The 12,956-nt window shown below is 41.7% G+C and carries 6 protein-coding genes; all 6 read left to right on the top strand.

Annotated elements, in window-relative coordinates; genetic code table 11:
* Positions 1 to 13 precede the first annotated feature (13 nt).
* The 6 genes from ACSBL2_RS22275 (at position 14) to ACSBL2_RS22250 (ending at position 12,738) form a co-directional block, all read left to right on the top strand.
* Positions 14 to 1,633 (top strand): histidine kinase, encoded by a 1,620-nt coding sequence (locus ACSBL2_RS22275; RefSeq protein ID WP_442588766.1) that lies wholly within the window; start codon positions 14 to 16, stop codon positions 1,631 to 1,633.
* Between the two features lie 145 nt (positions 1,634 to 1,778).
* Positions 1,779 to 4,310 carry a zinc-dependent metalloprotease gene (locus tag ACSBL2_RS22270; protein WP_442588765.1) on the top strand — a complete coding sequence of 844 codons (2,532 nt, stop codon included), beginning with the start codon at positions 1,779 to 1,781 and terminating at the stop codon, positions 4,308 to 4,310.
* Positions 4,311 to 4,337: 27 nt separating this feature from the next.
* Complete coding sequence (locus tag ACSBL2_RS22265) at positions 4,338 to 7,694, top strand: SusC/RagA family TonB-linked outer membrane protein (protein ID WP_442588764.1); 3,357 nt, start codon at positions 4,338 to 4,340, stop codon at positions 7,692 to 7,694.
* Positions 7,695 to 7,845: 151 nt separating this feature from the next.
* Positions 7,846 to 9,168 (top strand): RagB/SusD family nutrient uptake outer membrane protein, encoded by a 1,323-nt coding sequence (locus tag ACSBL2_RS22260; RefSeq protein WP_442588763.1) that lies wholly within the window; start codon positions 7,846 to 7,848, stop codon positions 9,166 to 9,168.
* A gap of 122 nt (positions 9,169 to 9,290) precedes the next feature.
* A complete protein-coding gene (locus tag ACSBL2_RS22255) occupies positions 9,291 to 10,028 on the top strand; it encodes a LytR/AlgR family response regulator transcription factor (protein WP_442588762.1) in 738 nt (245 codons plus the stop codon).
* Between the two features lie 220 nt (positions 10,029 to 10,248).
* Positions 10,249 to 12,738 (top strand): TonB-dependent siderophore receptor, encoded by a 2,490-nt coding sequence (locus tag ACSBL2_RS22250; RefSeq protein ID WP_442588761.1) that lies wholly within the window; start codon positions 10,249 to 10,251, stop codon positions 12,736 to 12,738.
* The last annotated feature ends 218 nt before the right edge of the window (positions 12,739 to 12,956 follow it).

The following is a 12,956-nucleotide window of genomic DNA, read 5'->3' as shown; positions in this document are numbered from 1 at the left end:
ATCTTTGCCGTCCATGAAACTAAGCATTTATAATTCCAAATACTTCATTGCCATTGGCATCCTGATTTTGCTTTGTTTTTCGGGTATCGGGTTTTATATGACCAGCAAGTTCAGTAAGGGGACAAAGCTGATCAGCATTGATATGGCGACACAGGCATTCCGTCTGAAGTCGACCATCATTAAAAATGAGTTCAATGGTTTTGTGAAGGGAGTCAATGATGTGGAGACCATCCTCCCGCAGCTGAGGTCTAAACAGGATTTCTATAAGGCGGAAAGAGTGGTTGGAGCCTTATTACTTAGCCATCCAAAGATACATACAGGTTGGTATGCCTTAGCGGAAGGGAGGGATACGGTATACCGGATGCTCCGTAAAACAGGGCAGGTGTATACGCAACACCCACCCCTTGCCTATCAGCAGGAATGGATGAAAAAGCAATTGTTGTTGAAAGATAGTTTGAACGATAGGGGGACGCTGATCAATGTAAAAGACTCGCTGCATTGGTTGCCGGCAGCGAAACAGCAATTAGCAGATGCTTCTACCATAGTCTTCGGGATTGATATTAACCTGAAAGAGTTGCAGGATTACTGGTATAGTGTGGATAGTTCTGCCAGGGCATATGCATTTATTGTAGATCCGGAAGGCTATTATATTACCAACCAGGAGGAAAGCCTGATCGGTAAGCAGGCTCCCCTGCCTTTAAGGGGGAATGGGATTAAAATTATAGCCGATAGTATCAGCAGTTATGAGATTACCAATTCTTCTTATCTGGAAGTTCCCGTATTCCGTTTTTATACGCCTATCGAAATAGGTCCGATGAAATGGACCATGGTGGTGGATACTCCGGTTTTTACAGTAGATGAAGATGTGAGGGCGATTGAAAGGGCTGTGTTTGTCATGTTTATTTCTACAGCCCTGATTGTGCTATTCCTGATTGCCTTTGCACAGTCCAGGTGGCAGAAGGAGTTTATGCTGAGGCAGCAGGCAGAGATGAAGAGACAGGAGTTGTCGCTGGAGAAGCAGGCATTAAGCCTGACTGCCGAACGGCAGCAGAAGGAGAATGCACTCCTGCAGCTGGACAAGTTAAAAGAAAAGATCGATCCCCATTTTCTCTTCAATTCTTTAAGTTCCCTGAATGGCTTAATAGAGGAACAGCCGGAACTGGCGAAGTCGTTTGTGGTGAAATTGTCAAGGGTATACCGCTATGTGCTGGATCCTTCGCCAAACGGGCTCGAGAAACTCTCTAAAGAGGTTCTTTTTGCCAAGGAGTATTTCTTTTTACTGAAAATTAGGTTTGGGGATGCCCTGGGTTCTTTAGAGGTTGAAGTCAATGAGGAACATAACCAGACCTACCTTCCGTTTATGAGTGTACAGACACTGGTTGAAAATGCGGTGAAGCACAATGTGGTCTCCAAATTAAAACCTTTACATATCCGCATCCAAAGCGCAGGCAATGGAATTGTGGTGACGAATAACCTTCAGCCCCGGAATGATGTCAAGGATTCGGGTAAACAGGGGCTGAATTATTTGCAGCAAGTTTATGCACATTTTGGCGACTATGCTATTCGCCATGGCATCGAGAATGGTAACTATATGTGTTTTTTACCTGTAATTAAAGATGCTTTCACTCCTTAATACAGCGGCCTCACTCCCTAAAACCGCGGCTTTGCTTTTAATAATTTTAAAATATGAGAACTAAGCAGGATTTTGGAGCATGATTTTGAATACAAATGTTTTGAAATTTGCTTTTATAGTACTGTTCTTATTTTCATTTTGTACTGTGGGCAATGCTCAATCCTCCAAAAAACTTCCGAGACAATTAGGTAAAAAAACACTGGCTGATACCGCTAAAAAGAAAGATAAGGACAGCACAGGTAAAAGCCTGAAAAGTTATTCAGAGTTGCTGAAAAAAGCGACTACCCTGAAAGGTTTGTTTAAAGTACACCAGGTGGGTACAGACTATTATTTCGAAATCCCATTGGTATTGATGGGGAAAGACTTTTTATTGGTCAACAAGATCTCTTCTGTACCTCTGGCCCTGAATGAAACCGGCCTGAATAAAGGGATGAACTTTGACAATAAGGTGATCCGTTTTTCGAGGAATAAACTTGCGGGGACTGTATGGGTGAAAACGATTGTTCCGCAGGTGGAGTCAGTTGCAGGTGATGCGATTACACAATCTGTGAATGATAATTTTACGGGCTCTGTGATTGAGTCGTTTAAGATTGAGGCCTACTCACCCGATTCTTCTGCTGTAGTGCTGAAGATGAACAAAGTTTTTGATGGGACAGAAAAAAGCTTCAATGATGTCTTTACCGATGTTGGCCTGGGGACTTCCCCTAAAAGCGCATTGTCGTCTATAGAACGCATTAAAAGTTTTCCGCAGAATATTGTTGTACGCGCCTTGCTGAGTACACGGGTTACAGAAGGACAAAGCAGTATCCCTATCAGTATCACCGTGACCACAAACCTGCTGCAATTGCCTGAAATACCGATGAAACCACGTTTCGCAGATAACAGGGTCGGGTTTTTCAGCACACCGAGATGGTATTTTTCTGATCAGCAGCATAAAATGGAAACCCGTGAGCTGGTGACACGCTGGCGCATGGAGCCTAAACCGGAAGACCGTGCCCGCTACCTGAAGGGTGAGCTGGTGGAGCCGGTTAAGCCCGTTATATTTTATATAGATCCTGCAACGCCTCCACAATGGAGAGCACACATTATTGCAGGGGTGAAGGATTGGCAGAAGGCTTTTGAAAAGGCCGGATTTAAAAATGCAATCCAGGCAAGGGAAGTGACAGATACTGCAGATTATGATGGCGATGATATCCGTTATTCGGAAATTACTTATGCGGCATCACCGAAGTCCAATGCGATGGGGCCGGCAGTGGTTGATCCCCGTACAGGGGAAATCCTGGAATCGGATGTGATCTGGTGGCACAATGTGATGACTTCATTGCAGTCCTGGATGCGTGTGCAGACCGGTGTGATCGATACAGGGGCGCGGAAAAATAAATTATCAGACGATAAGATGGGACATGCCATACGTTTTGTGTCTTCACATGAAATTGGCCATACCCTGGGCTTAAAGCACAATATGGGGGCTTCGGCTGCATTTCCGGTAGATTCCCTGCGTTCGGCTTCTTTTACGAACCGTATGGGTGGAACTGCTTCTTCGATTATGGATTATGCACGCTTTAATTATGTGGCGCAGCCGGAAGATCAGGTGACCAATATTACCCCGCAGATTGGTGTATATGATAAATATGCAATTGAATGGGGATACAGATGGCTGGATGTGGCTGATCCGCACCAGGAGATCCCCGTGCTGAAAAACTGGATAAAGGCACATGCCGATGATCCGCTGTACCATTATGGGGAACAGCAGAATTCAATGAATATTGTTGATCCGCGCGCGCAGTCGGAAGACCTGGGAGATGATGCTGTTAAAGCGAGCAATTATGGCCTGGCAAATCTAAAGCGGCTGATTCCGCAGATTGCGGGCTGGTCGGCCGAAGATGGTGAGGATTATTACCAGGCGGGTAAGTTATATATGGCAGCCTTGTTCCAATACCAGACATATGCAGAACATGTAGCCGCGAATATTGGTGGTTACTACCTGGAGAACCCGGTAAGTGGCGATCACAAAGATGCCTATACTGCCGTACCGGTAAAGGTGCAGCATGCCGCACTTGATTATCTCAAAGACAATGTATTCACAATGCCGGAATGGTTGTTTGACAAGGAATTGCTGAAGAAGACTTTCCCTGTGAAAGATACCCCACTTGGTCCGTTTGAGTATGGTCCGTATAATATGAGACGTGAGTTTCAGTATAGCCTGCTGTATAGTTTAATGGGGGAAGAGCGATTGCTGAGGATGTTGGAAATGGAAGTGATGATGGGAAGCGACAAAGTCTTTACCATGGCCGATTTGTTTAAAGAAGTACGCCAGTCGGTTTTCGGTAAAACAATGAAAGGGGCAGGGCTTTCCATTACTGAACGCATGTTGCAGCAAAATTACGTAGATGTATTACTGGTCAGCACAGATAAGATGCTCGATAAAGTAAGTAAGAAGTCACTGCAGAATAATTTACCGCAGACCTGCGACCTTGGTCTTGAAGCGAATGTGGAGCTGCGGAATATCCATGTGACTTCCATGAGCCGTGTTTCAGAAGTGGCTCCGGCTAAACGTGGAGAGCTCTTGCAGATCTTCACACTGCTGAAGAAAAATAGGGATAAGGGGGATGAGGCCACCAGAAACCATTATCAGGACTTGATACTGAGAATTGGACAGAGCCTTGATATTAAATAATATATAAATAAACTAAACCACACACAAATGAATAAACCTTTACTATTGTTACTTTTTCTGCTTAGCCTGAGCTTTGCAGGATTTAGTCAAAAACAAACAACCGTTACCGGACAGGTGCTGGATTCGGAGGGTAAACCTATCCCGGGAGCTTCGGTGTATGTAGATAAAGCGACCATCGGGGAGAAAAGTAAAGTTGCCGGCATGATAGAAAATACAGCTATCGGAACGGTGACGGATACAGATGGTAAATTTACGCTTGCCGTTCCTGAAGGTACACCTTCTCTGAGGGTAAGTTACCTGGGATATAATTCCATGCTGGTCAATATCGTTAACAAAACGAAAGTCACAGTTTCAATGGTGAGCGATGAGAATACCCTTGGGGAGGTCATCGTTAATGGCTACACCACGACCGCAAAACGTAAGAACACGACCTCACTTGCCGTAGTTGATTATGCAAATATCCGTCAGGCAGGTGTTTCAGGTATCGACCAGATGCTGGAAGGCCAGGTTGCAGGGGTATCTGTGACCAGCTTAAGTGGTGGGCCGTCATCAGCTCCGAAAATCCGTATCAGAGGAACGGTATCGCTGAACGGTAGTCAGGATCCATTATGGGTACTGGACGGAATCCCTTTGGAAGGCACGAACCTGCCAAATGTTTTTGATAAGGATAACATTAATGAGTTGCGTAACCTGCCTATTGCAGGACTTAACCCTGATGATATTGCAGATATCACGATCTTAAAAGATGCGGCAGCGACAGCTATTTATGGGGTAAGGGCTGCAAATGGGGTGATTGTGATTACGACCAAAAAAGGAAAAACAGGACCTGTAGCGATTAATTTCAGTGCAAATACTTTCTTTTCTGAACGTCCGGATTTCGACAGGCTGAACCTCATGAATTCAACGGAGAAGGTTGATTTTGAATTGGGTCTGGCTTCAAGGGAAGACCTTACTTACCGCAATAACCAGGGTGAAGTAACGAGGATACTGAATGCAAACAATGAGCTGGCGAATTACAGGGCAAATGGCTTTTCAGGTTTAAGCACTGGTACACAACAAGCAATTAATAACTTGCGTCAGAACCATACAGACTGGGGTAAAGAACTTTATCAGACGGCACTGAATCAGCAGTATAGCTTGAGTTTGTCGGGTGGAAATGACCAGGCTAGTTATTATTTATCTGGTGGTTATTACAATGAGAAAGGTACTGTTATTGGTACCGGTCTGGAGCGTTATAACCTGACGCTGAAAACTGATTACAGGATAAGCTCAAAACTGAAATTCGGAGCAGCCGTATTTGCTTCCAAATCGGACCGTAAAAGCTTCCTTAGCGATGCAGACTCCTTCACGAGTCCTACCCGTTATTCCAGAAATGTAAATCCTTACCAGACCATAAGAAATGCTGATGGCAGCTTTCGTTATGATGATGACATATTTGGTTCCAGTAACCTTTCTGGTGACGTACTGATTCCTTTTAATGTCATAGAAGAACGTGAGAATACAAGATATACTTTATTTAATAAAAGTGTAAAAAGTATCATCACTGGTGATTATCAAATTACAAAGGATTTAAACCTGCATTCAGAATTGGGACTTCAGTTTGAAGAAACAGGAAATGAGAAATATGGATCTGCTGATAGTTATTTTGGCAGGAAAATAAGACAAAGTACCCGTTATTATAATTCTACCAGTAAAACCTATGAATTCTTTTTGCCAGTAGGAGGGATTATTCAAAATCAGCGTACTTCCTTTTTCCAATATAACTGGAAAAGCATGCTGAACTATAGAAAAGTATTCAATGATAAGCATGAGGTTGAAGCACTTGCAGGTACCGAGCTGAGAAGAAATAACAATGAAAATTTGTTCACAAAGGGTTTTGGTTATGACGAGCGGACACTAACAAATCAGAATATTTTATTCCCGAATGCTGATTTTGCTAAAAATGCAAACTTCCGTACGTATCAGAAAGAAATGTCTGAAAATGCATTTGCTTCATTTTATGCAACACTGTCATATACTTATGACCGTAAGTATACCGCTTATGGAAGTGTTCGTTATGATGGGTCGGATTTGTTTGGTGTAGATCCGAAGTATAAATATTTGCCCATATACTCCTTCTCCGGAGCCTGGAATGCGAGTGAAGAGGAATTCATTAAAAAAGCTTCCTGGATTTCTAATCTTCGCGTAAGAAGTTCATACGGTATTCAGGGAAATATTGATAAAAATACCTCTCCTTTTGTTACTGGTGCATATAACACTACTTCTATACTGCCGGGTGGAAATGAAACTACGATTGTGGTCACAAGTCCGCCAAACAATAAATTACGCTGGGAAAAGACCACTACTTTTAATGCCGGATTGGACCTGGGCTTATTTAAAAATGCAGTGCAGGTAACGTTTGATTACTACAACAGGAACAGTAAAGACCTGATTGGTATTCAGGAATTGTCACTGGAGAATGGTTTTGAATTTACAAATTCTAATTTTGCCAGGATTCGGAATAAAGGACTGGAACTCACAATTTCCACAAGAAACATCAGCAATAAGAATTTCCTATGGTCTACAGACTTTAATATAGCACATAACAGGAGCAAAGTGCTAAAAGAAAAAGTTCGTGATAATCAATATACTGCATCAAGAGAAGGGTATCCTGTAAATGCTTTATTTGTATTAAAAACTGCCGGACTGGATGCGAATGGTATTCCCCAGTTTGTAAAAGACGGACAAGTCGTGTCTTTAGAGAATTTTTATAAACTGTATGATCCATATGCTGACTTTTTCCCTGGTGAATTTACCAGTACTTCATTGACAGGTAAAGATTACCAGAATTTATATACTTATGCAGGTGACAGGGATCCGAAATATACAGGAGGGTTAGTTAACCGTTTCAGGTATCGTAATATTGATTTTTCCATATCAGCAATCTTTAATATTGATCAGATGATGATTAACTCTTCAAATTATAATCCTTCATTGGTAGATCGTGGGATGAATTATTCGAGAGATATTCTAAATGCCTGGACTGCAGAAAATACCAATACCAATATGCCTGCAATTATTGGAAGGAATACTGGTGATGGAAGCAGGTGGATGGCTTACGACTGGTTGAATTCAGGTGATCCGGTAATTTCTTACCGCAATCTGGATATCTTCGCTAAGAAAATGAGTTATGTACGCATCAATAGTATGCGTGTTGGTTATACCTTACCGGCAAAAATATCTTCTAAAATCAGAGCGAATACATTAAGGTTTAGCATTGAGGGGAGAAACCTGTTTGTTTTCAGCAATGGTCATGATGGGTTCTTTGATCCTGAGACCTATGGAAGTATCTATGCTCAACCGATTTCGAGAAGTATCTCTTTTGGTTTAAATGCAACATTTTAATGGTAAATTAATAAGAGACAAAATTTAATCACTGATGAAGCCATCATGCACCTACCGTTTACAAATAGTCATGAAAACGGAGCTTGCGAGTTCTTGAATGCAAATAAAGAACAATGATAGCTTCATCACCTTTAAAAAAAATTATATACTGATGAAAAAGATTATACAAATTCTTGCAGTAGTACTGATCCTGGTTACCCTGGGTGGCTGCAAAAAATATTTAGATATTGAACCTGTAGGAAGGGTAATTCCAACAACAGCAGAGGATTTCAGAGCTTTACTAACATCAGCTTATGATAATTTTGCTACCCATAAGTCGCTGTTAGCAGCCCGTACGGATGAATTGACGCTGAATGAATACGGAAACGACTATCCAGGATTACGGGACATCTATAAATGGAAAGACAGCGATCCGGATGCTGTGACATTTGAATTTCCTTACCTGGCTTTTTACAATACAATTTTTTATGCAAACGAAGTTATTTCGGAAGTGGAAAACAGAGCGGGAAAAAATGCGTTAACGGAACAAATGAAGGGTGAAGCCTACCTTTTACGTGCTTACTGTCATTTTGAACTGGTAAATCTTTATGCCAAGCCATATCAGAATGCAACTGCGGCAACCGATCGTGGAATTGCTATAGCGCTTAAGCTGGATCTGGAGCATAACTATATTCCTGCAACCGTAGAAGAAGTCTATACTCAGGTTCTTTCGGATATTACTGAGGGGCAAAAATTTCTGAATGTGGAGACTTATGAATCAGGTAAAAATTATCGTTTTACTACCCGTGCAGCGCTGGCATTAAAGGCAAGAGTATATGAATTCAAAGGTGAATGGGCAAATTCTCTTGCTGCAGCACAAGCTGGTTTAGCATTGAATAACAAGCTGGAGGATTTAAATACGTCAACACGTTTGCCAAATAATTATTTATCCGTGGAGAATATCATGTCGATGGAAAATGCCTTCAATAATATCATCTCCAATTCAAGTTATATCTCATCACATTTAACGGGTATTTATAACCAGGAGAATGATCTTCGTTTCCCACTTTATTTTAGCTTTAGCGGTGGGGATTATGTTTCAAATAAAGGTTCTTCTGATGCATTGAAAATTTCTTTCAGGAATGCTGAACTGTATCTCATCCAGGCAGAATCTGCATTGCAATCAGGGAATAAAGGATTGGCACTGCAAAGCCTGCTGGCAGTTACAGCAAAGCGTTTGAAGCCAGCTTACTTTATTACAGAGAAAATAAGGATTGAAAGCTTATCTGATGCAGACCTGTTAAAGGAAATTATCAGTGAAAGAGAGAAAGAATTCGCGCTTGAAGGTCATCGTTGGTATGATCTGAGAAGATATGGCCAGCCTAAAATTACACATCGTGTAGAGGAAGTTGATTATACATTGGAAAAAAACGATCCAAGATATACCTTGAGATTTCCTAAATCTGCTATATCCAGCAATCCGAACCTTCAGTAAGGCTGTTTAATTATTTTATATAGGATTTACAACACACACCAATAAATCAGTTCTATTTTCCAACTCCGGCATGTTTTACGTGCCGGAGTTTTTTTTTACATTTACCCCTAAGGATTTAGCGCATGAATGTACTGATTATTGAGGACGAAGAACTGGCTGCAGCCACCCTGCAGAATATGCTGCTACAGATCAATCCAAATATCCAGGTGATCGCTGTGTTGGGGACTGTTGAATCTGCTGTAGGCTGGTTACAACAGCACACTGTTGACCTTCTTTTTATGGATATCCACTTGGGGGATGGGGAAAGCTTCCAGATTTTCCTGCAGACCAATATCAGTAGTCCTGTTATTTTCACTACGGCATACGATCAGTATGCACTAAAGGCTTTCAAAAATCAGGGAATAGATTACCTGCTGAAACCTTTTGATGAGGAAGATGTACGACATGCCCTGAATAAACTAAGTGGTATCCGTCAAACGAATACGGATGTACCCGTTCTTTCTAAGGTAGCCACGATACAGCACCGCTTTATGGTGAAAGCTGGTAAATTAATTAAATCTATCCCATCCGACCAGGTTGCTTATTTCATGGCCGACGGCAAGTACCTTTTTCTGGTTACCCGCCTGCAGCAAAATTACGTTCTTGAAGAAACCATCGCCAGCCTGGAACCTAAGCTGGACCATGAGGTGTTCTTCAGGATTAACCGCAAATTTATTATCCATATCAATGCGATCAGTGAGATGTATAAACTTTCCCGGAACAGGGTGCGGATTAAGCTCTCTCCGGCGCCCGTTGATGTAACAGAGGTGATCGTTAGCGAGGATAGGGCCGATGCCTTCAAAGAATGGCTTAATCAGTAATTTTATTTCTAAAACGGCTTCCCAAAAAATGCCGCCCTTTCGGCTGTATCGCATTGATCTTTTTATTTAGATGTATTATCAATAGTATTGTGCTGTAATATAGTGTTTTAATTGTTTTTGTGGTCTTGCCTGACACTGCGTGTTTAAACAATTATTTTGATATCAGCCCCGCTTTCCATAATATTGCGGCACTATTTAATTTATACTAATTATAAACAAGATGTCAAAGAGCAGAAGCTTATGGTGCGGAATCCTGACTTTAGTTGGGTTCCAGTTGGGGATGCCGGTGGAATCGGCAGTAGCACAAGTCACGACCGAGGTCTCTATAGAGGGACAGGTTGAAGACGAAAAAGGGGTACCTATTCCCAATGTATCCGTTAGGATAGACAATCAGAAAATAAGTACCAGGACTGATCAGTCGGGTCATTATATCCTAAAGTTGAAATCAGGCAAATATGCATTGAGGTTCAGTTTTATAGGTTTTCAGACGAAAGTCAGAAATGCAGACTTAACTGCAGGAAGTTTAAAAGGATTTCATGCGGTATTACAGGAAGATAGAAGTCAGCTACAGAATGTAGAGATCACAGGAAGGAAAGAGCGTTCTTTCAAGGATGGCGGATCTTTCTCTGGGACAAAGACAGAAACCAGGCTCAGGGATGTACCGCAGGCAATCAGTTATGTAACGAAAGAAGTGATGGAAGATCAGCAGGCTTTCAGGACTATCGACTTGCTGAAGAATGTGAGTGGGATGAATGCTTTTTCCAGCTATGACAATGATTTCGTGATCAGGGGATTCCGGACTTCAAACTCATTGCTAAATGGGCTGCGCAATATTTCACAGGGATGGAGTTCTTCACTGTTGCCTAATATTGAGAAGATGGAGGTGATTAAAGGTCCTGCTTCCGCTCTTTTTGCCAATACCGATGCCGGAGGAACCGTGAATATGGTGACCAAGAAACCACTTCATGAGAACCGAAAATCGGTTATGCTGTCGACAGGAAGTTACAATACCACCAGGGTTACGGGTGATTTTACCGGGCCAATTGATAGCTCCCAGACCTTCTTATACCGCTTAAACCTGGCCTACCAGAATGCAGGGTCTTTCCGGCAGTTGCAGGGAACAGAAGATATTGTAATTGCCCCTTCTTTTTCATTTATTCCTGATGACAAGACTAAAGTGAATTTTGAACTGATGTATTCCAGGACAAATGGTCGCCTGGACCGTGGACAGCCTACGTTTGGAGAAGCAGCAGGATTGGGACAAGGATCGTTATACACGACTCCAATTTCCTTTGCTATCGGGAAGGACAATGACTTTTTGAATGAGACTACTTTATTTTCTACCATTTCCATTCAGCATAAAGTATCAGATAAGATCTCTTTGAATGCTTCTTATATGAAATCGATGTATAAAGAAGATTTGCTGGAACACAGAACTTCTAACAATTATGCCGTAGATGCTTTAGGAAATGAGATCCCTACCCTGATGGGAATGCGTACCACGCGCAGAAAGACCTTATACAATACTGACAATCTTACTTTATATGGTGTTTATGCATTTAATACGGGAGAGGTCAGCCATAATTTATTAGCCGGTTATGATTTCATTCAAAGTTTGAAACCTAAAGATAACAATTCGGCTTTTAATGCAAGAGGTTACCGTAATGCGGCCAATACCGGTGCCATCAATAATTATCGTCCTGCAAATTCGGCAAATTACCTGATCGTAGACGGAATGCCTGTTCCTAATGTCCCGCATTTTGACCTGACCAATCCTGATTATTCTTTCTCTGAAATCAGCGAATATTTTAGCCTTTCTGAAGCGAATGAGTTCACCCCTACAAAATACTATGTAAATGGCGTTTACCTGCAAGACCAGATCAAATGGAAAAATCTGCAGGTGCTGATTGGTTTGAGAAAAGAGTACTATGTGGATGTATTGAATTTGGATCAGCAGGAGGAGCAAAAAGTTAAGGAATCTGCTTTCCTGCCGCGTTTCGGTATGGTGTATACGCCAATTGAGGCTTTGAGTATATATGGTACGTATACGCAAAGTTACCAGCCACAGGGCTTATCTATTATTAGTACAAATGCTGATAATGGAGGTCCTTTTGAAGCGCTGGATGGTAAAATGCTTGAGGGTGGTTTTAAAATGGAATTGCTGGAAAAACGTTTGGCGGTAAACGTAGCCGTTTACAGAATTGAGCAGGATAATGTGTTGGTAAATGCACTTGATGAGGATAACGAGGATTTATTACGTCCGGTAAGTCAGCGGGCAACCGGTGTGGAAACTGATATTTATGGTTCCCTCACACGTAATCTTAGTATTCTTGCTAATTTTTCCTATAACAAAGCGATCATTACAAAAAGTGCAGTCTCCTCTGATATTGGTGACCTGATGGCCAATGCACCCCGTTCACAAGGAAATATCTGGGCTAAATATACCTTTACAGGATTAAAGACTAAAGGTCTCGGACTGGCTCTCGGAGCGAATTATGTAACCAAGCGAAATACCCTGGAGGAGACACTGCAATTGCCGGCTTACGCATTGGTGAATGCAGCGCTTTCTTATTCTGTGAATAAGTTTAAGATGGCTGTGAACTTCAACAATATTTTCGATAAAACACACTGGATGGGTGGATATGATTATAACCGTGTTTTTCCGGGTACACCCAGGAACTTTATGACCAGTATTGGTTACTTATTCTAAAATACACTTTAGATTTTGATGAAAAGGTACAATAACAGTTCTGGTTGCTGTTATTGTACCTTTTTTTATACCTATTATTGACTGGTCCTATGTCTATTATTGCCGGGTTTTATAGCTATTGTTCTGGAAATTGCCTTTCCGGGATGGATTTGGCAGGAGGTAATGTAACAATTAGATAGAATCGTTTCAAATAGCGTCGTTTGCCGATTTTTGTTAAT

The sequence above is a fragment of the Pedobacter sp. AW31-3R genome (assembly GCF_052180285.1).
Lineage (GTDB): Bacteria > Bacteroidota > Bacteroidia > Sphingobacteriales > Sphingobacteriaceae > Pedobacter.
Note: the sequence above shows the minus strand (reverse complement) of the source record. Positions and strands in the feature narration are given on the sequence as shown.

Coding starts and splice junctions, on each gene's coding strand:
- ACSBL2_RS22260 (WP_442588763.1), top strand. CDS start 7,846: ATGAAAAAGATTATACAAATTCTTGCAGTAGTACTGATCCTGGTTACC.
- ACSBL2_RS22265 (WP_442588764.1), top strand. CDS start 4,338: ATGAATAAACCTTTACTATTGTTACTTTTTCTGCTTAGCCTGAGCTTT.
- ACSBL2_RS22275 (WP_442588766.1), top strand. CDS start 14: ATGAAACTAAGCATTTATAATTCCAAATACTTCATTGCCATTGGCATC.
- ACSBL2_RS22250 (WP_442588761.1), top strand. CDS start 10,249: ATGTCAAAGAGCAGAAGCTTATGGTGCGGAATCCTGACTTTAGTTGGG.
- ACSBL2_RS22255 (WP_442588762.1), top strand. CDS start 9,291: ATGAATGTACTGATTATTGAGGACGAAGAACTGGCTGCAGCCACCCTG.